Annotated in this window: 18 protein-coding genes and 3 tRNA genes; 9 read left to right on the top strand and 12 right to left on the bottom strand. The window is 72.0% G+C overall.

Annotated elements, in window-relative coordinates:
- Positions 1–223 precede the first annotated feature (223 nt).
- Positions 224–481 (top strand): DUF3073 domain-containing protein, encoded by a 258-nt coding sequence (locus RKD23_RS19895; protein ID WP_424854881.1) that lies wholly within the window; start codon positions 224–226, stop codon positions 479–481.
- Between the two features lie 78 nt (positions 482–559).
- Here the strand turns inward: RKD23_RS19895 and purM are convergent, their stop codons facing one another.
- From purM to purS, 7 genes are all read right to left on the bottom strand, one after another.
- Entirely contained in the window at positions 560–1,633 is a 1,074-nt protein-coding gene (gene purM, locus RKD23_RS19890; RefSeq protein ID WP_424854880.1) for a phosphoribosylformylglycinamidine cyclo-ligase, read from the bottom strand.
- 35 nt (positions 1,634–1,668) lie between these two features.
- The gene (gene purF, locus RKD23_RS19885) at positions 1,669–3,198 is read right to left on the bottom strand and encodes an amidophosphoribosyltransferase (RefSeq protein ID WP_424854879.1); all 1,530 of its coding nucleotides are present in this window, start codon (positions 3,196–3,198) and stop codon (positions 1,669–1,671) included.
- 61 nt (positions 3,199–3,259) lie between these two features.
- Positions 3,260–4,015, bottom strand: coding sequence for an META domain-containing protein (locus RKD23_RS19880; protein WP_424854878.1), 756 nt, complete (start codon positions 4,013–4,015; stop codon positions 3,260–3,262).
- A 46-nt stretch (positions 4,016–4,061) separates the two neighbouring features.
- Entirely contained in the window at positions 4,062–4,856 is a 795-nt protein-coding gene (locus RKD23_RS19875; protein WP_424854877.1) for a sterol carrier family protein, read from the bottom strand.
- Positions 4,857–4,939: 83 nt separating this feature from the next.
- The gene (gene purL / locus RKD23_RS19870) at positions 4,940–7,198 is read right to left on the bottom strand and encodes a phosphoribosylformylglycinamidine synthase subunit PurL (RefSeq protein ID WP_424854876.1); all 2,259 of its coding nucleotides are present in this window, start codon (positions 7,196–7,198) and stop codon (positions 4,940–4,942) included.
- Positions 7,195–7,875, bottom strand: a complete 681-nt coding sequence (gene purQ / locus RKD23_RS19865) for a phosphoribosylformylglycinamidine synthase subunit PurQ (protein ID WP_424854875.1) — start codon at positions 7,873–7,875, stop codon at positions 7,195–7,197. The genes purL and purQ overlap by 4 nt, the downstream gene beginning before the upstream one ends.
- Positions 7,872–8,135: a phosphoribosylformylglycinamidine synthase subunit PurS gene (gene purS, locus RKD23_RS19860; protein WP_015659417.1), complete on the bottom strand. Its 264-nt coding sequence runs from the start codon at positions 8,133–8,135 to the stop codon at positions 7,872–7,874. The genes purQ and purS overlap by 4 nt, the downstream gene beginning before the upstream one ends.
- A 311-nt stretch (positions 8,136–8,446) precedes the next feature.
- On the opposite strand from purS, the gene RKD23_RS19855 reads away from it, so the two are divergent.
- The 8 genes from RKD23_RS19855 (at position 8,447) to RKD23_RS19820 (ending at position 12,932) form a co-directional block, all read left to right on the top strand.
- A complete protein-coding gene (locus RKD23_RS19855) occupies positions 8,447–8,764 on the top strand; it encodes a histone-like nucleoid-structuring protein Lsr2 (protein ID WP_424854874.1) in 318 nt (105 codons plus the stop codon).
- A 144-nt stretch (positions 8,765–8,908) separates the two neighbouring features.
- Positions 8,909–8,980: transfer RNA gene (locus RKD23_RS19850), tRNA-Gly, on the top strand.
- 80 nt (positions 8,981–9,060) lie between these two features.
- Positions 9,061–9,133: transfer RNA gene (locus tag RKD23_RS19845), tRNA-Gly, on the top strand.
- A 135-nt stretch (positions 9,134–9,268) separates the two neighbouring features.
- Positions 9,269–10,219, top strand: coding sequence for an ABC transporter ATP-binding protein (locus tag RKD23_RS19840; RefSeq protein ID WP_424854873.1), 951 nt, complete (start codon positions 9,269–9,271; stop codon positions 10,217–10,219).
- The gene (locus tag RKD23_RS19835) at positions 10,216–10,980 is read left to right on the top strand and encodes an ABC transporter permease (protein ID WP_424854872.1); all 765 of its coding nucleotides are present in this window, start codon (positions 10,216–10,218) and stop codon (positions 10,978–10,980) included. Before RKD23_RS19840 ends, RKD23_RS19835 begins: the two co-directional genes overlap by 4 nt.
- 19 nt (positions 10,981–10,999) lie before the next feature.
- Positions 11,000–12,229, top strand: a complete 1,230-nt coding sequence (locus RKD23_RS19830; RefSeq protein ID WP_424854871.1) for a sensor histidine kinase — start codon at positions 11,000–11,002, stop codon at positions 12,227–12,229.
- On the top strand, positions 12,226–12,834 hold the full coding sequence (locus RKD23_RS19825) for a response regulator (RefSeq protein WP_424854870.1): 609 nt from the start codon (positions 12,226–12,228) through the stop codon (positions 12,832–12,834). The genes RKD23_RS19830 and RKD23_RS19825 overlap by 4 nt, the downstream gene beginning before the upstream one ends.
- 22 nt (positions 12,835–12,856) lie before the next feature.
- Positions 12,857–12,932: transfer RNA gene (locus RKD23_RS19820), tRNA-Gly, on the top strand.
- A 102-nt stretch (positions 12,933–13,034) separates the two neighbouring features.
- Here the strand turns inward: RKD23_RS19820 and RKD23_RS19815 are convergent.
- The 5 genes from RKD23_RS19815 to RKD23_RS19795 all read right to left on the bottom strand — a co-directional run bounded on the left by RKD23_RS19815 (position 13,035) and on the right by RKD23_RS19795 (position 21,541).
- A complete protein-coding gene (locus RKD23_RS19815; RefSeq protein ID WP_404036554.1) occupies positions 13,035–13,934 on the bottom strand; it encodes a phosphoribosylaminoimidazolesuccinocarboxamide synthase in 900 nt (299 codons plus the stop codon).
- A 100-nt stretch (positions 13,935–14,034) separates the two neighbouring features.
- Complete coding sequence (locus tag RKD23_RS19810) at positions 14,035–15,543, bottom strand: N,N-dimethylformamidase beta subunit family domain-containing protein (RefSeq protein WP_424854869.1); 1,509 nt, start codon at positions 15,541–15,543, stop codon at positions 14,035–14,037.
- A 193-nt stretch (positions 15,544–15,736) separates the two neighbouring features.
- Positions 15,737–17,596, bottom strand: a complete 1,860-nt coding sequence (locus tag RKD23_RS19805) for a hypothetical protein (RefSeq protein WP_424858287.1) — start codon at positions 17,594–17,596, stop codon at positions 15,737–15,739.
- Between the two features lie 288 nt (positions 17,597–17,884).
- The gene (gene purD, locus RKD23_RS19800; protein WP_424854868.1) at positions 17,885–19,135 is read right to left on the bottom strand and encodes a phosphoribosylamine--glycine ligase; all 1,251 of its coding nucleotides are present in this window, start codon (positions 19,133–19,135) and stop codon (positions 17,885–17,887) included.
- A 114-nt stretch (positions 19,136–19,249) separates the two neighbouring features.
- Complete coding sequence (locus RKD23_RS19795) at positions 19,250–21,541, bottom strand: DNA polymerase III subunit gamma and tau (RefSeq protein ID WP_424854867.1); 2,292 nt, start codon at positions 21,539–21,541, stop codon at positions 19,250–19,252.
- Positions 21,542–21,631: the final 90 nt, after the last annotated feature.

Raw genomic sequence — 21,631 nt, 5'->3', positions numbered from 1 at the left:
GTCGTCCCTCGATAAGTGGTTAAAATCGCCGTTGACCAGCGAGGACAGGGCGCCTCGAAGGTCCTGTGCACACGCGCGTGCTGCGGGCGACGTACCGTATGGGCGCGGGCTCAGGTACCGTGGAAGCCCTACGGACCGGCACCTCTGCGGAGGCTCCGTTCCGGATCATGAACGCGTGTCAGACTCTGGGGCCGTCGAGCCCCGTCACCGAGGGGGTCGAGCCATGGGGCGCGGCCGGGCCAAGGCCAAGCAGACGAAGGTCGCCCGCCAGCTGAAGTACAACAGCGGTGGGACTGACCTCTCGCGTCTGGCCAGTGAACTGGGCGCATCGACTTCGAGCCAGCCGCCGAACGGCGAGCCGTTCGAGGACGATGAGGATGACGAGGACGATCTTTACTCTCGATACGCCGACCTCTATGAGGACGACGACGAGGACGAAGACGACGGTCCCTCTTCTTCACAACAGCGTCGCGGCGCTTGACCACGCATTGAGCACTCACCCGGTCGGTGGCACTGCCACCGACCGGGTTCTGTGCTGTCCGCAGGTCGGTCCCGCGGCTCAGACCGCGTAGTCCCCGACCAGCTCGGCGCCCGTGGTGTGCTCGCCGCGCTCGGTGATCTCGCCCGCGACCCAGGCGTCGACCCCGCGGTCGGCCAGCGTCGTCAGGGCCACGTCCACGGAAGCTTGCGGCACGATCGCGATCATGCCGACGCCCATGTTGAGGGTCTTCTCCAGCTCCAGGCGCTCGACATTGCCGGTCTTCCCGACGAGGTCGAAGATCGCGCCCGGGGTCCAGGTGGAGCGGTCCACCGTGGCGTGCAGGGTGTCCGGGATCACGCGGGCCAGGTTGGCCGCGAGGCCGCCGCCGGTGACGTGGCTGAAGGCGTGGACCTCGGTGGTGCGGATGAGGGCCAGGCAGTCCAGCGAGTAGATCTTGGTGGGCTCCAGGAGCTCCTCGCCGAGGGTGCGGCCGAGCTCCTCGATGTGGGCGTCCAGGGCGAGACCGGCCTGCTTCAGCAGGACGTGCCGCACCAGGGAGTACCCGTTGGAGTGAAGGCCGGAGGACGCCATGGCGATCACGGCGTCACCCGTACGGATACGATCCGCGCCGAGCAGCCGGTCGGCCTCCACGACGCCCGTGCCGGCGCCCGCGACGTCGAAGTCGTCCGCGCCCAGCAGGCCCGGGTGCTCGGCCGTCTCGCCGCCCACCAGGGAGCAGCCGGCCAGGACACAGCCCTCGGCGATGCCCTTGACGATGGCGGCGACCCGCTCGGGGTGGACCTTGCCGACGCAGATGTAGTCGGTCATGAACAGCGGCTCGGCACCGCACACCACGATGTCGTCCATGACCATCGCGACCAGGTCGTGGCCGATGGTGTCGTAGACGCCCAGCTGGCGCGCGATGTCGACCTTCGTGCCGACGCCGTCGGTGGCGGAGGCGAGCAGCGGGCGCTCGAAGCGCTTGAGGGCGGAGGCGTCGAAGAGGCCGGCGAAGCCGCCGAGGCCGCCGAGGCCCGCGACCTCCGGGCGCTGCGTCTTCTTCACCCACTCCTTCATCAGCTCGACCGCGCGGTCGCCCGCCTCGATGTCGACGCCCGCGCTCGCATAGCTGGCACCAGTTGTCTCAGACATGTGTGGTGAGAACTTTCGTGTCGTACTACGGGGGCTTACGGGCGACGGATCGCGTCGGCCGCGGCCGTGGCGGCCGGGCCCGCGGCCAGCTCGGTCTCCAGCAGCTGCTTGCCGAGCAGCTCCGGGTCCGGCAGCTCCATCGGGTACTCGCCGTCGAAGCAGGCGCGGCACAGGTTCGGCTTGGCGATGGTGGTCGCCTCGATCATGCCGTCGAGGGAGATGTAGGCCAGGGAGTCGGCGCCCAGGGAGGTGCCGATCTCTTCGATGGTCATGCCGTTGGCGATGAGCTCGGCGCGGGTGGCGAAGTCGATGCCGAAGAAGCAGGGCCACTTCACGGGCGGCGAGGAGATCCGGATGTGGACCTCGGCGGCGCCCGCCTCGCGCAGCATGCGGACCAGGGCCCGCTGGGTGTTGCCACGCACGATGGAGTCGTCGACGACGACCAGGCGCTTGCCCTTGATGACTTCCTTCAGCGGGTTCAGCTTCAGACGGATGCCGAGCTGGCGGATCGTCTGGGAGGGCTGGATGAAGGTGCGGCCGACATAGGCGTTCTTCACCAGGCCCGCGCCGAAGGGGATGCCGCTGGCCTCGGCGTAACCGATGGCGGCCGGGGTGCCCGACTCCGGGGTCGCTATGACCAGGTCGGCCTCGACGGGGGCTTCCTTCGCCAGGCGGCGGCCCATCTCCACACGGGAGAGGTAGACGTTGCGGCCGGCGATGTCCGTGTCCGGGCGGGCCAGGTACACGTACTCGAAGACACAGCCCTTGGGCTTCGCTTCCGCGAAGCGGGAGCTGCGCAGGCCGTTCTCGTCGATCGCGATGAACTCGCCCGGCTCTATCTCGCGCACATAGCTGGCGCCGCAGATGTCCAGGGCGGCGGACTCGGAGGCGACGACCCAGCCGCGCTCCAGTCGGCCGAGGACCAGCGGGCGGATGCCCTGCGGGTCACGGCCGGCGTAGAGGGTGTGCTCGTCCATGAAGACGAGCGAGAACGCGCCGCGCACCTTCGGGAGGACCTGGTGGGCCGCCTCCTCGATGGTCAGCGGCTTGCCGTCCTCGTCGACCTGGGCCGCGAGGAGCGCGGTGAGCAGGTCGGTGTCGTTGGTGGCAGCCACGCGGGTCGAGCGGCTGTTGTTGTCGTTCGGGAGGGCGGCGACCATCTCGGCCAGCTGGGCCGTGTTGACGAGGTTGCCGTTGTGGCCGAGCGCGATCGAGCCGTGCGCGGTGGCACGGAACGTCGGCTGGGCGTTCTCCCAGACAGAGGCGCCGGTGGTCGAGTAGCGGGCGTGACCGACCGCGATATGACCCTGGAGCGAACCGAGAGAGGTCTCGTCGAAGACCTGGGACACGAGGCCCATGTCCTTGAAGACGAGGATCTGGGAGCCGTTGCTGACCGCGATTCCCGCGGATTCCTGGCCCCGATGCTGGAGGGCGTAGAGCCCGAAGTACGTGAGCTTTGCGACCTCTTCGCCCGGAGCCCAGACACCGAAGACGCCACAAGCGTCCTGGGGGCCTTTCTCGCCGGGAAGCAGATCGTGATTGAGTCGACCGTCACCACGTGGCACGCCTTCGAGTGTAGGCGAGATCGACCACTGGTCCGAATTGGGGATACCCGTCGGTAATCGATCACCCGGCGGTGACAGCCGTCAAGGTTTCGCCGTTTTCGCTGGTCAGCGTGAGGGTGCGGTCGTCGATGCGGTAGTCGACGGTGCCGTCCAGGACCCGTTCGAGGCTTCGCTCCGTATTCATGAGTGAGGCTTCGCACATCATTCGGGTCGTGGCGAGCGAGCCCAGCGTGATACGGCCGTCGCGGACCGTCGCCTCGGCGTTCACCCGGTTGCAGCCCAGGCTTCCCGAGAGGGTTCCCTTCGCGGTGTCGAAGACCAGGTGGGCGCGGCCGTCGGAGGCCGGGTCGGTGATCTGCCACTTCGTGCCGGACAGTGTGGCCGGCTTCTGCTCGGTGAGGCGGACGCGGTCGCCGTCGGCGGTGGTCAGGGTGAGGTCGTCGCCGTTGACGCGGGCGGTGAGGCTGCCGTCGGTGAGGGTCTTCGCGAGGGTCTCCTCGAAGCGCAGGTCGTCGCAGGCCATCTCGGTGGCGCCGAGCTGCCGGAAGGCGACGCGGTCGCCGTCCAGGGCGGCGTCGGAGCTGAAGCCGTTGCAGCCGAGGTTGCCCTCGGCCCTGCCGTCGGCGCCGATGCGCAGCTGGGCGGTGGGCGGGGCCTTGCTGGTGCGGCCGTCGACGGTGACGTCGGTGACGGCCCAGCGCACCCCGGTGACGGTCGGCCCCGCACCTACGGCGTCACCGCCGGCCTTCTCGGTGCCGCAGGCGGCCAGGAGCGGGAGCAGGGTCAGGGCCGCGAGGGTCAGTCGCTGCTTGTCCATGCCGGTGGGACGGGGAGGCCGCTGAATCGGTTCCCCGTCGCTCGGCTCACCCCAGCAGCGGCAGCAGCCCGCTCAGGTCGGCCCGCTCCCCGCTCGCGCTGACCCGCGCCGCCTCCAGCGCGTCCGCCCAGGTCAGGCGGCCGGTGGCGAGCCGGATCCAGGTCAGCGGGTCGGTCTCGACGACGTTCGGCGGGGTGCCGCGGGTGTGCCGGGGCCCCTCCACGCACTGCACCACGGCGTACGGCGGGACGCGCACCTCGGTCGCGCCGCCGGGTGCCTTCGCGGCGAGGGCGTCGGCCAGCAGCCGGGTGCAGGCGGCCAGGGCCTGCTTGTCGTACGGCACGTCCAGGCCGGGCACGGCGGCGTTCAGGTCGTCGGTGTGGACGACGAGTTCGACGGTGCGGGTGACCAGGTAGTCGTCGAGGACCATGGCGCCGGTGCGGGCGTCGAGCAGCCGGGTGCCGGGGGCGTCGGCCAGTCGCTCGGCGAGGCGTTCCTCGGTGCGCGCGTACAGCGCGTCGAGGTCGGGGTTGGCCTCGGCGAGGGCGCGGGTGCCGTCGGCGATGTCGGCGGCCCGGTCGGCGGTGGCGAAGGGCCAGTCGAGCAGGGCGAGTTCGGGCTTGGGCGGTTCGTCCCGGTCGAGGTTGCGGCTGACGGTCTCCACCGCCATCGTGATGTGTGCCGCCAGGTCCCGTACGGTCCACTCGCCCAGCCGCGTGGGCAGCGCGAGCCGATCGGGCGTCAGGGTGCTCACGGCCTGGCGTACGTGCCCGAACTGGGCGAACACCGCGGCGCGGATCCTGGCGGGGTCATAGGTACGGGTGCGCTTCTTGGCCGGCATGGGGCGAGCCTATGCCGGGCCGGAACGCGAGGGGCCCCGCCCGTGGGAAACGGGCGGGGCCTTCACCGTCGTACGGGCGTCGCCTACTTGAGCAGCGCCGGGATGGTGTTCTCGTGGGCCTCGCGGAGTTCGGCCAGGGTGAGGGTGAACTCGCCCTGTACGTCGACGGTGTCGCCGTCGACGACGCCGATGCGGGTGACGGGGAGGCCCCGGGCGCCGCACATGTCGTTGAAGCGGACCTCCTCCGAGCGCGGGACGGCCACGATCGCGCGGCCGGCCGACTCGGACAGCAGGAAGGTGAAGGCGTCCAGGCCGTCGGGGACGACCAGGCGGGCGCCCTTGTCCCCGAGCAGCGCCGACTCGACCACGGCCTGGATCAGACCGCCGTCGGACAGGTCGTGCGCGGAGTCGATCATGCCGTCGCGGGAGGCGGAGATCAGGATCTCGGCGAGCAGCCGCTCGCGCTCCAGGTCCACCTTGGGCGGCAGACCGCCGAGGTGGTCGTGGACGACCTGGGACCAGGCCGAGCCGCCGAACTCCTCGCGGGTGTCGCCGAGCAGGTAGAGGAGCTGGCCCTCCTCCTGGAAGGCGACCGGGGTGCGGCGGGCCACGTCGTCGATCACGCCGAGCACGGCGACGACCGGCGTCGGGTGGATGGCGACGTCACCGGTCTGGTTGTACAGCGAGACGTTGCCGCCGGTCACCGGGGTGCCGAGCTGCTGGCAGGCATCCGCCAGTCCGCGCACGGCCTCCGCGAACTGCCACATGACCGCCGGGTCCTCGGGCGAGCCGAAGTTGAGGCAGTCGGAGACGGCGAGCGGCTTGGCGCCGGTCGTCGCCACGTTGCGGTACGCCTCCGCCAGCGCCAGCTGCGCGCCCGTGTACGGGTCGAGCTTGGCGAAGCGGCCGTTGCCGTCCGTGGCGATGGCGACGCCGAGGCCGGTCTCCTCGTCGATGCGGATCATGCCGGAGTCCTCGGGCTGGGCGAGGACGGTGTTGCCCTGCACGAAGTGGTCGTACTGCGACGTGATCCACTTCTTGGAGGCCTGGTTCGGGGAGGCGACCAGCTTCAGCACCTGGTCGCGCAGTTCCTCCGAAGTGGCCGGGCGCGGCAGCTTGTTCGCGTCGTCCGCCTGGAGCTCGTCCTGCCAGGACGGGCGGGCGTACGGGCGCTCGTAGGTCGGGCCCTCGTGGGCGACCGTGCGCGGGTCGACGTCGACGATCTTCTCGCCGTGCCAGAAGATCTCCAGCCGGTCGCCGTCGGTGACCTCACCGATGACGGTGGCGATGACGTCCCACTTGTCGCAGATCGCGAGGAAGCGGTCGACCTTCTCCGGCTCGACGACCGCGCACATGCGTTCCTGCGACTCGCTCATGAGGATCTCCTCAGGAGTGAGCGTGGAGTCGCGCAGGGGGACGTCGTCCAGCTCGACGCGCATACCGCCGGAGCCGTTGGAGGCGAGCTCGCTGGTGGCGCAGGAGATGCCGGCCGCGCCCAGGTCCTGGATGCCGACGACCAGCTTCTCCTTGAACGCCTCCAGGGTGCACTCGATGAGGAGCTTCTCCTGGAAGGGGTCGCCGACCTGCACGGCGGGACGCTTCGAGGGCTTGGCGTCGTCGAAGGTCTCGGAGGCGAGGATGGAGGCGCCGCCGATGCCGTCGCCACCCGTCCGGGCGCCGTACATGATGACCTTGTTGCCCGCGCCGGACGCCTTGGCGAGGTGGATGTCCTCGTGCCGCATCACGCCGATGGCACCGGCGTTGACCAGCGGGTTGCCCTGGTAGCAGGCGTCGAAGACGACCTCGCCGCCGATGTTGGGCAGACCCAGGCAGTTGCCGTAGCCGCCGATTCCGGCGACGACGCCCGGCAGGACGCGCTTGGTGTCGGGGTGGTCGGCCGCGCCCATGCGCAGCGGGTCGACGACCGCGACCGGGCGGGCGCCCATCGCGATGATGTCGCGCACGATGCCGCCCACGCCGGTGGCCGCGCCCTGGTAGGGCTCGACGTACGACGGGTGGTTGTGCGACTCGACCTTGAAGGTGACCGCGTAGCCCTGGCCGACGTCGACGACACCGGCGTTCTCGCCGATGCCGACGAGCATGGCGTCGGACTCGGGGGCCTTCTCGCCGAACTGGCGGAGGTGGACCTTGGAGGACTTGTACGAGCAGTGCTCGGACCACATGACCGAGTACATGGCGAGCTCGGCACCGGTGGGCCGGCGGCCGAGGATCTCGACCACGCGCTCGTACTCGTCCTTCTTCAGGCCCAGTTCGGCCCAGGGCAGCTCGACGTCGGGGGTCGCGGCCGCGTGCTCGACCGTGTCCAGAGGCGTCCGGCTCATGCGTTGACCAGCTTCTTGAGGATCGAGGTGAAGAAGGGGAGGCCGTCGGTGCGGCCGGTGCCGATGAGCGGCTCCGTGGCGTGCTCCGGGTGCGGCATCAGGCCCACGACGTTGCCGGCCTCGTTGGTGATGCCGGCGATGTCGTTGAGCGAGCCGTTGGGGTTGAAGTCCAGGTAGCGGAACGCGACCCGGCCCTCGGCCTCCAGCTTGTCCAGCGTGTACTGGTCGGCCACATAGCGGCCGTCCATGTTCTTCAGCGGGATGTGGATCTCCTGGCCGGCGGTGTAGTCGACGGTCCAGGCGGTGTCCGCGTTCTCCACCCGCAGCTTCTGGTCGCGGCAGATGAAGTGCAGGTGGTCGTTGCCGAGCATGCCGCCGGGGAGCAGGTGGGCCTCGGTGAGGATCTGGAAGCCGTTGCAGATGCCGAGGACCGGCATACCGGCCTTCGCCTGCTCGATCACGGTCTCCATCACCGGCGAGAAGCGGGAGATGGCGCCGGCGCGCAGATAGTCGCCGTAGGAGAAACCGCCGGGCAGGACGACCGCGTCGACCTGGTGGAGGTTCTTGTCCTTGTGCCAGAGGGCAACCGGTTCGGCGCCCGCGAGGCGGATCGCGCGCTGGGTGTCCCGGTCGTCGAGACTTCCCGGAAAAGTGACGACGCCGATACGAGCGGTCACTTCGCGGCCTCCGCGACTTCCTCGACCTTGACGGTGAAGTCCTCGATCACGGTGTTGGCGAGGAAGGATTCCGCAAGATCGTGGATGCGGGCGAGCGCGGCCTCGTCGACCGGCCCGTCAACTTCCAGTTCGAAACGCTTTCCCTGACGGACGTCCGAGATGCCTTCGAAACCCAGCCGCGGCAGTGCGCGCTGCACCGCCTGGCCCTGGGGGTCGAGGATCTCCGGCTTGAGCATGACGTCGACTACGACGCGTGCCACTGGCACTCCCGGTGTGTGGTGCTGAGCAGGTTCCTTCAGACTACCCGCACAAAATTTCTACGCGAGTAGAGTCGTAGGAACCTACGTGACCGTCATCACGATCGGGCATCGAAGGGGCGCTTCCGGGGAAATTCCCGGGAAAGATCGCCGATCGGCCTGCGAAACCTATTGCGTCCGGACACGCGGGGAGATTTAGTCGGGCTTCACTTTGCAATGCCGGGCACTGTACAAATGAATTGGCAATAGCCGACAAACTCGGCACGTCGATGCAGCTGAGCTGCATGAGGTGCCGTACGAAGGGACCGATATTCGTGGCGCAGAAGGTCGTGGTCACCCTCTTCGACGACATCGACGGCTCGGAAGCGGCGGAAACGATCGCCTTCGGACTCGACGGCAAGTCGTACGAGATCGACCTGAATGAAGCCAATGCCGTGAAACTGCGTGAGGCGCTCGCGCCCTACGTGGAGGCCGGCCGCAAGCGGTCGCGCTCGGGCCGGGCCTTCCGCCAGACGGAGGTCGCGCCCGACCCGGCGGCGGTCCGCGCCTGGGCCCAGGCGAACAAGATGGACGTCCCCGCGCGCGGACGCATCCCCAAGAAGGTCTACGAGGCGTTCGCCGCGGCCCAGTGAGCCGCGCGGACCTCTCGCAGACGGCCACGGGGCATCCGTTCACCCGCCCCTCGGAGCAACGGACTTGCACAGCACCCCTGCTGATCAGCTAGAGTCTGGAGCACGCCACGGGGCGGGGCCGAAAAGCCCAGCTCACAGCGGCTTGCGGGTGTAGTTCAGTAGTAGAACATCCCCCTTCCAGGGGGAAGGCGCAGTGTGCGATTCCTGTCACCCGCTCTGCATCGCCGTCCCGACCACTGTTGTGGATCAGGTAGGCTGGTGCTCGCGCCGGTCGGTGAAAGCCGATCGGAGGCAGTGCGGACGTAGCTCAGTTGGTAGAGCGCAACCTTGCCAAGGTTGAGGTCGCGAGTTCGAGCCTCGTCGTCCGCTCGGGATTAAACCCCGGTCCTTCTGGACCGGGGTTTTTTCATGCTGCCCCCAGGGGGCTCGGCGTCTGACATTTGTCATGCCGAGCGATGACAGCGCGCACTGCCGCCGGCGTCCGCCCGCCGGGACGCTGAATCCATGAACACGACAGAGCACGTGATCGAGGTCACCGATCTACGGCGTGTGTACGGGGGCGGGTTCGAGGCGGTCCGCGGAATCTCGTTTCACGTGAAACAGGGCGAGATCTTCGCGCTGCTGGGCACCAACGGGGCAGGCAAGACGTCGACCGTCGAGCTGCTGGAGGGCCTGGCGCCGCCGAGCGGGGGCCGGGTGCGCGTCCTCGGCCACGACCCCCATGCAGAGCGGGCCGCCGTACGACCCCGGATGGGCGTGATGCTCCAGGAGGGCGGGTTCCCGTCGGAGCTGACCGTCGCCGAGACCGCGCGGATGTGGGCCGGCTGCGTCAGCGGGGCGCGGCCGCCGGGTGAGGTGCTGGAGCGGGTCGGGCTCGCCCGGCGGACCGGCGTACGGGTCAAGCAGCTGTCGGGCGGGGAGCGCAGGCGTCTCGACCTGGCGCTGGCGCTGCTGGGCGATCCGGAGGTGCTGTTCCTCGACGAGCCGACGACCGGGCTCGACGCGGAGGGGCGGCAGGAGACGTGGGAGCTGGTGCGGGAGCTGCAGGGCCGCGGGACGACCGTGCTGCTCACCACGCACTACCTGGAGGAGGCCGAGGATCTCGCCGGGCGGCTGGCGATCCTGCACCACGGGCGGATCGCCGCCGCGGGCACACCGGCCGAGGTGACGGACGCCCAGCCCTCCCACATCTCCTTCCGGCTGCCCGAGGGCTACTTCCTCGGGGATCTGCCGCCGCTGGGCGAGCTGGGGGTGAGCGGGCACAGCGTGGACGGCGGTGTCGTACGGCTGCGCACGCGGGAGCTGCAGCGGGCCGCGACGCGGCTGCTGGTGTGGGCCGAGGGGGCCGGGGTCGAGCTGCACGGGCTGGATGTGCGGGCGGCGTCGCTGGAGGAGGCGTTCCTGGGCATCGCCCGGGAGGCCGAGCGTGCGGAGCGTGTGGAGGTGGCGGCATGACCACGGTCGCGGGGCGGGTCGCGGCGCTCGGACGGGCCGAGCTGACGCTGTTCGGGCGGAGCCGGGGCATGCTCATCGGGGCGCTGGTGGTGCCGCTGGTGCTGCCGTTCAGTGTGCGGTCCGTCGTCGAGGACATGGACCTGGCGGAGAACGGGCTCAGCGTGGGTCTGGTGCTGCTGCCGGGGGCCGTGGGGTTCTCGCTGCTGTTCGCCGTGTACTCGGCGCTCGTCGGGGTGTTCGTGGGGCGGCGCGAGGAACTGGTGCTGAAGCGGCTGCGGACCGGGGAGCTGCGGGACGCGGAGATCCTGGCCGGGGCGTCCCTGCCGGCCGTCGTCACCGGGCTGGTGCAGTCGCTGGTGCTGGTCGCGGGCTGTACGGCGCTGCTGGACGTGCCGGCGCCGAAGGCGGCCCCGCTCGCCGTGCTCGGGCTGCTGCTGGGGCTGGCGCTGTGCGCGGCCCTCGCCGCGGTGACCGCGAGCTTCACCCGGACGGTGGAGAGCGCTCAGGCCACCGCGCTGCCGCTGGTGATGGTGTCGATGATCGGCTCGGGGATCATGGTCCCGCTGGAGCTGGCCCCGGACCGGGTGGCCTCCGTCTTCGAGCTGCTTCCGCTCACCGGGGCCATCACGCTGGTGCGGGGCGGCTGGACCGGGGAGCTGTCCGCCGCCGAGGCGCTGGGCGCGGCGGCGACCGCGCTGGCCTGGACGCTGGCCGCGGTGTTTGCTGTACGGCGGTGGTTCCGGTGGGAACCGCGCCGCTGAGGGGACTTACGGGGGTCGTATGCGCGGGGCGGGGGGCTGGTGGCGGGCGAAGAGCACACCGGCGAAGGTCGAGACGTACACGCGGTGGTCGTTCCACTTCTTCGGGGTGATCGAGGTGCTGGCGATCGGCACCTCGGCGCTCGGGGAGGCGGGGGCCGGGATCGGGCTCTGGCTGCTGCTGGTGGTGGGCGTGCACGCGGTGGTCGGGGCGGTGACCGCATCGCGGGCGCTGGACTGGACGCGCGGGCAGCGGGAGCAGCCGGTGCGGCTGCTGTGGGCGCTCGCCGCCGTGACGGCCGTGATCGCCGTCGGGGCGATCGGGCTCGCCGAGCGCGGGCCCGGCGGCGAGGAGGTCGAGTCGGCGGCGGGTGCGGTCTTCGGGGGCGTCCTGGCCTTCGGGGCGGGCACCATCGCGCTCGGGGTGCGCGACCGCAAGCGGGTGTTCGGGATCGTCGGCGGCTTCGCGGCGGGCGCCTCGACGGTCGCCTGGCCCATCGGGCTCCCCGGTCCGGCCGCGCTGCTCACCGGGCTCGTGGTGCTGCTCGGCGGCGGGTTCCTCGCCTTCACCTCCATCTTCTCCGTCTGGCTGCTGAACGCCGTCTACGAGCTCGACGCCGCCCGCGAGACCCGCGCCCGGCTGGCCGTCGCCGAGGAGCGGCTGCGGTTCGGGCGGGACCTGCACGACGTGATGGGGCGGAACCTGGCGGTGATCGCCCTGAAGAGCGAGCTGGCCGTGCAGTTGGCGCGGCGCGAGCGGCCCGAGGCCGTGGAGCAGATGATCGAGGTGCAGCGGATCGCGCAGGAGTCGCAGCGCGAGGTGCGCGACGTCGTACGCGGCTACCGGGAGGCCGACCTCGGGGCCGAACTCGCCGGGGCGCGCGGGGTGCTGACAGCGGCGGGCATCACGTGCGAGATGGCCGAGGAGCCCTGCGCGTTGCCCGCCGAGGTGCAGTCGGCGCTCGGGTGGGTGGTCCGCGAGGCCACGACGAACGTGCTGCGCCACGGAGACGCGGGTCGGTGTGCCGTGGGGTTGCGGATGGCCGAGGGGCGGGTGGTGCTGACGGTGGAGAACGACGGGGCGGGTACGGCGTCGCAGGGGGCCGGCTCCGGACTGGCGGGGCTGCGGGAGCGGCTGGCCGCGGTGGACGGGACGCTCGAGGCCGGTCATGTCGGCGAGGGCGTGTTCCGGGTGGTGGCGGAGGTGCCGGTGACGGCGCAGGTGCAGGTGAGTGAGGTGGCGGCCGTATGACCGTGCGGGTGCTGCTCGCCGACGACGAGCACCTCATCCGGGGGGCGCTGGCCGCGCTGCTGGCGCTGGAGGACGACCTGGTGATCGTCGCGGAGGCCGCCACCGGGCCGGAGGCGCTGGCGATGGCTCGGGCCCATCGGCCCGATGTGGCCGTGCTGGACCTCCAGATGCCGGGGGCGGACGGTGTGAAGGTGGCCACATCCCTGCGGGCGGAACTGCCGGACTGCCGGGCGCTGATCGTGACCAGCCACGGCCGGCCCGGGCATCTGAAGCGGGCGCTGGCGGCGGGGGTGCGCGGGTTCGTGCCCAAGACCGTCAGCGCGCAGCGGCTCGCCGAGATCATCCGCACGGTCCATGCGGGAAACCGCTATGTGGACCCCGAGTTGGCGGCCGACGCGATCGCCGCCGGGGACTCGCCGCTGACCGCGCGAGAGGCCGAGGTGCTGGAGCTGGCGGCCGACGGGGCGCCCGTCGCGGAGATCGCCGAGCGGGCCGCGCTGTCCCAGGGGACCGTGCGCAACTACCTCTCCTCGGCCGTCACGAAGCTCGGTGCGGAGAACCGTCATGCGGCAGTGCGTCTCGCACGCGAGCGAGGTTGGGTATAGTTGCTCTCGCGCCACGGCGCATGCGGACGTAGCTCAGTTGGTAGAGCGCAACCTTGCCAAGGTTGAGGTCGCGAGTTCGAGCCTCGTCGTCCGCTCCAGAAAAACCCCCGGTCTCCGCCGGGGGTTTCTTCGTGTCCGGGCCCTGCTTCGCACCGGGCCGTGGGCCCCTGGTTCCCCAGGGGCCCCCTCTGCCACAGGGGTTACGCCCAGCGGGTGCCCGTCAGACGCTCGTACGCCTCGATGTACTTGGCGCGGGTCGCCTCGACGACCTGCTCCGGCAGCGGCGGCGGGGGCTGCTCGCTCTTGCGGTCCCAGCCGGACTCCGCCGAGGTCAGCCAGTCGCGCACGAACTGCTTGTCGTACGACGGCTGCGCGCGGCCCGGCTGCCACTGGTCGGCCGGCCAGAAGCGGGAGGAGTCGGGGGTGAGGACCTCGTCGGCGATGACGAGGGTGTCGCCCTCGAAGCCGAACTCGAACTTGGTGTCCGCGAGGATGATGCCCCGCTCTCGGGCGATGTCACGGGCACGGCCGTAGACCGCGAGGGTCGTCTGGCGCAGCAGGGCGGCGGTGTCGGCGCCGACCTGGCGGGCGACCTCCTCGTAGGAGACGTTCTCGTCGTGCTCGCCGACGGCGGCCTTGGTGGCCGGGGTGAAGATGGGGGCGGGCAGCTCGGAGCCGTCGGTCAGGCCCTCGGGCAGGGCGAGGCCGCAGACCGTACGGGAGTCGTTGTACTCGACCAGGCCGGAGCCGGTGAGGTAGCCGCGGGCCACGCACTCCACGGGGACCATCCGCAGCGACTTGCAGACCAGGGTGCGGCCGGCCCAGTCGGCGGGGGCGCCCTCGGGCAGCTCGGTGCTGATCACATGGTTGGGGGCGAGGTCGCGCAGCTGGTCGAACCACCACAGGGACAGCTGCGTGAGGACGCGGCCCTTGTCGGGGATCTCGGTCGGCAGCACCCAGTCGTAGGCGGACATGCGGTCGCTGGCGACCATCACGAGGTCGCCCGCCTCGTTCCGGTACAGGTCGCGCACCTTGCCGGTGTGCACATGCACCAGGCCCGGAACCTGGATCGGTTCGGGCTTTTCGACGAATCCGGACACGGTTCCTCCCCGTGGTTCTGTCCAAGTGGCTCGATTGTCCCGTATCGGGGAGCGGGTCGTGGACACGGGGTCGTGCGGGGGCCGGGCCGGCCGGCCGTGATCAGTCGCGTTTGCAGATGCGGTCCAGGAGATTGGCGGTGGCGCGCTGGATCCGGGCGTCGACGTGGCCCGGGCGATCCAGGGACGGGGACCAGGCGAACGTCCCGGACGCGAACACCCAGGCGCCGGAGGGCGCGCGGTACAGGGAGGTCTCCTGGTGGCGCAGGACGCCCGCGCCGTCGGTGTACGGGGAGTGGGCGAGCAGGATGCGTTCCTCGTGCTCGGGCAGCGGGACGCGCGGGAAGTAGCGGTCCGCCTCCCCCGCGACCAGGCCCTCGATCGGGTCGCCCTCGTGGGCGCCGGTCGCCTCCCACAGCCAGTGGCCGGCGTTGCGGACGATCAGGGGGTGCGGTTCGGGGACCCGGCCGGCGTACTGGATGCCCACCAACTGCTGCTCGGGACGGTCGATTTCACGCCACAGCACCGGCCTGCCCGGACCCTTGCGTTTGCGGCAGGTCAGCAGGCGGTCGGGCACTCCGGACGGGGAGGGGCCCAACTCGACCTGCCAGTACAGGGTGTTGGCCGACAGGAAGACGAGCGAGGTGCCGCTGTCGCGGGCCTGCTCGATCGTGCGGCGCATCGGGATCGACCAGTACTCGTCGTGGCCGGGGAAGACCAGGCCCCGGTAGCGGGTGGGATCGACGCGGCCGGCGTGCAGATCGCGGGCTTCGGCGTAGGCGAGGTCGTAGCCGTAGCGCTCGGCCCAGCGGATGAAGTCGTAGGCGTGGCCCACGTGCAGAGGCAGGCCCGCGCCGGCGTAGGGGCGGTCGAAGGAGACCGTCGTGGCCGCGTCGGCCTCCCCCAGCAGCCGGCCGTCCGCGTCCCAGGCGTGGTAGAGGCTGGCACCGGTGCGGCCGTCCTCCGGGTAGAGGTTGTACGCCTGCCAGGTGATGTCGGGCAGGAGCAGCAGCAGGTCGGCCGGGTGGTCGTCGCGGACGGTGAAGGGGATGTGGGAGCGGTAGCCGTCGGCGGTGGTCAGGACGGCGACGTACGCGCCGTTGCTCCAGTACGACGGGACCTGAAGGCGCCAGGACAGCCACCAGTGGTGACAGGAGACGGTGCGTTCGGCGGTCAGCGGCGGGGGCTGGACGATGCCGGACAGGCGCGGGCTGGTGGTGATCTTGGCCGCGCCGTCGCCGCCGTAGTGGCCGATGCGGTAGATGTCGACGCCGAACTCCTGGGGCGGGTCGACGGTGACGTGGAAGTCGAGTGCCTCGCCGGGGGCGACCGCGCCGGTGGAGGTGAAGCCCTTGATCTGCCGGTGGACGTCGTCGGCCGAGCGCGGGGCGCCGGACGGGGCGGGGGCAGTGCGCGGGGGCGGGACACGCGGGGTGCCCTCGCGAGGCGTCTGGCCCGGCGCCTGGTCGACGTACCAGGGGACGACATGGCCGGTGTCGTCGAAGTAGGTCTCGCTGCCGCGCAGCCAGGGGACGGGGCCCTGACCGAAGGGGTCCGTCACCGCGTGGGCGAGTGCCCCCGACTCCCAGCGGCGGATGTGCTCCGATCCCATGGTGGCTCCCCTCCCTCGAACCCCCGTATGCCGGTGCGTCGTGTGGCTGGCGCGTGTGGCTGTCCTATGTCGTGCGTTCTTGCCACGAGCGCGACCGGTTCCAGCACATCACATTCCGCATGGATCTCGTCACTGTTCGTCTTCGATTGACCGAAAGTGGAAGACAGCGCTCCGGTACGGTCCTCCGCGGCCGTCAGACGAGCCGTACGGGCTTCTCCGGGCGTATGCCGACCTCGGTGAGCCAGGCCCGCAGGGGCGTGGGGTCACCGTCCTCCAGGAGGGTGAGCACCTTCGGGGTGAGATCGGCGGTGCGCTCCCCCTCGACGAGGAGGGACGGGCCGTCCAGCCAGTCCAGGCCCGGGGCGGCGCCCGCGGTGTCCATGGCGGCGCAGCAGACCATCGCCGTGATGTGGTCCGCGAGGAGTTCCCGGGGGGTGCGCGGGGGCTGGAGGGGGAACAGGGGGAGGTCGTCGTCCCAGAGCGTGGTGCGGGTGCCGGGGGTGGTGGCGGGGTGGGCCGCGGCCTCTTCGCGGGCCAGCTCGGCGGAGAGGCCGTCGGCGAGGGCGGCGCAGCGGGGGTTGGTGCTGTGGTCGTCCGCTTCGGCTTCGGCGTGGTCTTCGGCTTCGGCTTCGGCCTCGGCCGAGGCGTGGAGGGCCGGTTCCGGTGCCGGGGCGCGGAGCTGGGCCTGGGCCTGAGTGGGCTCGGGGGTCTCGGTGGGGCCGGTCGGGGTCCTGGGCGCCATCGGGTCGGCGTCGTCCGGGCCCGGGTCCGGGTCCGTCGGCGCGGGGGTGGTCGTCAGGTGGTCCAGGACGCGGGACAGGGTCGGGCCGTCGGAGTGCGGGGCGGGGCGGCGGACGCCGAGGGTGTCGAGGACGCGGTGGAGGCGGGCGGCGTCCGTTCGCCACTTGCGGTCGACGACCTCCTCCGGGTACTCCTGCCAGTCCACCGGGGACCAGTCGGGCCCGGACTCGGCGGGGCCGCCGTGGAAGAGGCGGGCGGCGAGGAGAGAGGCCGCCTCGTCGACCACGCCCGGTTCCTCCAGGAGGTCGCAGGCGGGGCGCTCGCCGAGCCGGGAGGTGAAGCCCTCGGCCAGGCGGTCGCGGCGGGACAGCTCGGTGAGGGCGGCCACCACGCCCGCGTCGAGGCGGGAGGGCCAGCGGCCCATGCGCCAGGCGGGCAGGGCCACCCGGGTCAGGAGGCGGTCCCAGCCCGCGTAGGCCAGGCCGACCTGTTCCTGGGCGACGATCCTCAGGCCGTAGTCCACAGCCTGTGCACGCTCGGCCGCCGCGGCCGCGACCCCGCGCTCCATCTCGACGGCGTACTGCCGGCAGCCGTTCAGCATCAGCCGGGCCACCCAGCCGACCCCCGCCCGCAGCGCCCGGGTGACGGGTCCGCGGCCCGGGGCCGAGGCGACGGCCACCGCGGCGTCCAGACCCCGTACGAAGCGCCGGGCGGCGGCTATGTCGGGGTGCGCCGAGGGTCCCGTACCGGCGACGACCGGGGCGAGGACCGCGCGCAGCTCGCCCACGCGCATCCACCACAGGAAAGGCGAGCCGATGACGAGGACGGGCGCGGCCGCGGAACGGCGGGGGCGGGTCTCGCCGCGGGAGTCCGCTATCTCGTCGCGGCCGGTCGGGGCGGGCGGGCCGTGCGCCGGGTGGGTGCGGTCCTCCAGCCAGCTGTCGCAGTCCGGGGTGAGCGCTATCGCCGAGGGCGCGGGGACGTCGAGGCGGTCGGCCAGGTCGCGCACCAGCCGGTACAGATCGGGTGCCGCGTCCTCCGCGACCGGGACCGTCGGGCTGACGGCGGGCCGGGCGCGGGCGACGACCAGGGCGATGCCGCCGGCCACCAGCAGCACCACGGCCGCGAGCACCGAGACCACCCAGCGGGCGGTGTCCCAGCCGGGGCCCACGAAATGGTCCGTGGCTCCGCCGGCCAGCAGGATCACCGCGGCCGCGGCGGGCAGCAGGGCCACGGCCAGCGCCCGGCTGCGCACCCGCAGCACGGCCAGGGCCCTCGACCGAGCGGCCTGCGTACCTGCCTCCACACCCATGCCGGTCACGACCGGACCTCACCCCCTCGCTGCCGTCCTGGTGCTTTCCTGGCGTTGCTCACTCCCCCACTGTGGCACCCGCCACTGACATCGCAATGCCGGTGGGCCAAGTGCCGGAACGCTTGCGCCGCACCCTAGTTGGGCCCCGGGTCCCCGTCAGCCGTAAACGGGATCGGTCACTCGATGGAATGGCTTTGGGGAAAGGTGGATGACGGAGGGCAAGGATCAGGCCCCGGCTCCTGAGACGGAACCGGGGCCCGAGGGGTTGTCCATGACGGCTCTGCGGCTCTACTCGCCCGCGGCCTTCGCCGCGATGTCCGTGCGGTGCTGGGAGCCGTCGAGGCGGATGCGCGCGACCGCCCGGTAGGCGCGCTCGCGGGCCTCGGTGAGGTCCTTGCCGGTCGCGGTGACGGACAGGACACGGCCGCCCGCGCTGACCACGGCGTCGCCGTCGCGCTTGGTTCCGGCGTGCAGGACGTAGGCGTGCGGGGCGTCCTCGGCGGCCACCTCGTCCAGACCGGTGATGGGGTCGCCGGTGCGCGGGGTGTCCGGGTAGTTGTGCGAGGCGACGACGACCGTGACGGCCGCGTCGTCGCTCCAGCGCAGGGGCGCCAGGTCGGCGAGGGTGCCGTTCGCGGCGGCCAGCAGGACACCGGCCAGCGGGGTCTTCAGCCGGGCCAGCACGACCTGGGTCTCGGGGTCGCCGAAGCGGGCGTTGAACTCGATGACCCGCACACCGCGGCTGGTGATCGCCAGGCCCGCGTAGAGCAGGCCGGAGAACGGGGTGCCGCGCCGGCGCAGCTCGTCGACGGTCGGCTGGAGAACGGTCTCCATGACCTCCTCGACCAGCTTCGGGTCGGCCCACGGCAGCGGGGTGTACGCGCCCATGCCGCCGGTGTTGGGGCCCTCGTCGTTGTCGAGCGCGCGCTTGAAGTCCTGGGCGGGCTGCAGGGGGACGACCGTCTCGCCGTCGGTGACGGCGAAGAGGGAGACCTCGGGGCCGTCCAGGAACTCCTCGATGACCACGCGCTCGCAGCCGGCCGCGTGGGCCTTGGCGGCCTTCAGGTCGGAGGTGACGACCACGCCCTTGCCGGCGGCCAGGCCGTCGTCCTTCACGACGTACGGGGCACCGAAGGCGTCGAGGGCCTCGGCGACCTCCTCCGCGGTCGTACAGACGTACGAACGGGCGGTCGGGACGCCCGCCCCGGCCATGACGTCCTTGGCGAAGGCCTTGGAGCCCTCCAGCTGGGCGGCCTCCTTGGAGGGCCCGAAGACGGGGATGCCCGCCTCGCGCACGGCGTCGGCGACACCTGCGACCAGGGGCGCCTCCGGGCCGACGATCACCAGCTCGGCGCCGAGCTCCGTGGCCAGCGCGGCCACGGCGGCGCCGTCGAGGGCGTCGACCTGGTGCAGCTCGGCGACCTCGGCGATGCCGGCGTTGCCGGGGGCGCAGTGGAGCGCCGTGACGGCGGGGTCGAGGGACAGGGAGCGGCACAGGGCGTGTTCGCGGGCGCCGCTGCCGATGACGAGGACCTTCACGGGGTCAGCCTAACCGGAGGCGGGGTTGTGCCTTTGTGCGGGCCGCCCAAGGGGTGGGGGCGGGCGGGTTGTGGGTTCCTACGGAAAGGGCCTTCGGCGGGCGCCTTTGACCGCTCACTCGTTGGTGAACTCGTCCATCACCGTCGCGCCCAGTTCGCGCACGATCAGCTCCTGGCCGGACAGGGCCGACTCGTCGAGGTCCGGGTCGTCGTCCTCGGGGATGTCGTCCTCGGGGGCGACGGGGTCGGGAGCGGAGCGCTGCGGGGCCGGGGTGGGGGCGGGGGTTGAGTGTGCCGGTGCCGGGGCGGACTGCGCGGCGGGGGCCGGCCGGGACGGGGCGGAGGGCTGGGCCTGCGCGGTGGGCTGGGCGGCAGGGCTGTAACCGCCTGAGTTGTAGCCGCTGGGGGCGGCAGGGGAGCCGTAGCCGCCGGCCGACTGCGGGGGTGCGGAGCCGCCGGAGGGGTCGACGATCGCGTCGATCTTCCACTGGACGTTGAAGCGCTCGGCCAGGACCGCCTTGAGGTCGTCCTCGCTGCCGCTGCCCACGAAGCGGTCCATGGCGCCCGCGTTGACGAACCCGAGCTGGAGGGTGGTGCCGTCGAAGCCCACCACATGGGCGTTCGGGGCGTTCAGCAACGCCCAGGTGAAGCGACGCTTGTCCTTCACCGCCTCCAGGATGTTCGGCCACAGCGCGCGCGGGTCGAGACCGCCGGGGGCGGGCGTGTAGGCGGGAGCGGCAGCCGCGGGCGGGGCAGCGGGCGCGGTCTGTGCAGGTGCCGCGGGCTGGGGAGCCGTGGCGGGGCGGGCACCGCCGCCGGGGGCCGCCGCGGTGGGCCAGCCGCCGGGGCGACGGCCGCCACCGGCGGGCGCGGCCGTGGGCCAGGCGCCGGGGGCCGGGGCGGCGGCCGCGGGCTGGGATGCGGGCTGCGGTGTGGGCTGGGGCTGTGCCGCGGGCTGCGGCTGAGGCTGGGGCGGCTCGGGCGCGGAAGGCGCCGCCGGGGCCGGCTGGGACGCGTGCTCGGCCGCGACAGGGGCGGGCGCAGGCGTCGTAGGCGCGGCGGGGGCAGGCGCGGCCGGGGCCGGGGCGGGGGGAGCCGCCGGGGTCTGTGCCGGGCCACCGGAGCCCCGTACGGCCGCGCGGGCCGCGGCGGCGCCACCGCCCGGCGGGACGGCCGCGGCGGCGTGGGCGTCGGGTCCGGGGGCGTACCCCATGGCCGGCATTCCGGCGGGGGCGGCGGCGGAGAAGTTGACGCCGCGCTCCAGGCGGTCCAGGCGGGCCATGACGGACCGCTCGTCGCCATAGGCGGCGGGCAGCATCACGCGGGCGCAGATCAGTTCCAGCTGGAGGCGGGGCGAGTTGGCGCCGCGCATCTCGGTCAGGCCGTCGTTGACCAGGTCGGCGGCGCGGCTGAGCTCGGCCGCGCCGAACGTGCTGGCCTGGGCCTGCATCCGCTCGATGACATCGACGGGGGCGTCGATGAGGCCCTTCTCGGCGGCGTCGGGAACCGCGGCCAGGATGACGAGGTCCCGCAGCCGCTCCAGCAGGTCGGCGACGAAGCGGCGCGGGTCGTTGCCGCCCTCGATGACGCGGTCGACGACCTCGAAGGCCGCGGCCCCGTCACCGGTGGCGAAGGCCTCGACGACGGAGTCCAGGAGGGAGCCGTCGGTGTAGCCGAGGAGGGACGTGGCCATGGCGTACGTCACACCGTCGGCGCCCGCGCCCGCGAGGAGCTGGTCCATGACGGACATGGAGTCACGCACGGAGCCGGCGCCGGAGCGCACGACGAGCGGGAGGACGCCGTCCTCGACGGGGATGTCCTCCTTCTGGCACACCTCGCCCAGGTACTCCCGCAGGGTGCCCGGCGGGACCAGCCGGAACGGGTAGTGGTGCGTACGCGACCGGATGGTCCCGATGACCTTCTCGGGCTCGGTCGTGGCGAAGATGAACTTCAGATGCTCCGGCGGCTCCTCGACCACCTTGAGCAGCGCGTTGAAGCCGGCCGACGTGACCATGTGGGCCTCGTCGATGATGTAGATCTTGTAGCGGCTGCTCGCGGGTCCGAAGAAGGCCTTCTCGCGCAGCTCACGGGCGTCGTCCACACCGCCGTGGGACGCGGCGTCGATCTCGATGACGTCGATGGAACCGGGGCCGTTGCGCGCGAGGTCGCGGCAGGACTGGCACTCGCCGCAGGGGGTGGGCGTGGGGCCCTTCTCGCAGTTCAGACACCGGGCGAGGATGCGCGCGCTGGTCGTCTTGCCGCATCCGCGCGGACCGCTGAACAGGTACGCGTGATTGACCCGGTTGTTCCGCAGCGCCTGCTGCAGCGGGTCGGTTACATGCTCCTGCCCGATGACCTCGGCGAACGACTCCGGGCGATAGCGGCGGTACAGCGCAAGAGACGACACGCATACGAGGTTATAGGCGCCCACTGACAAAGCGGACCGCGCGCGGAGGCGGGCCCGGGGACGCGGGCCGATGCGCTGGGTGCGGGGCCC

Source organism: Streptomyces sp. SAI-170 (assembly GCF_049739565.1).
Classification (GTDB): Bacteria; Actinomycetota; Actinomycetes; order Streptomycetales; family Streptomycetaceae; genus Streptomyces.
This window is presented reverse-complemented; position numbering and strand designations above follow the sequence as displayed.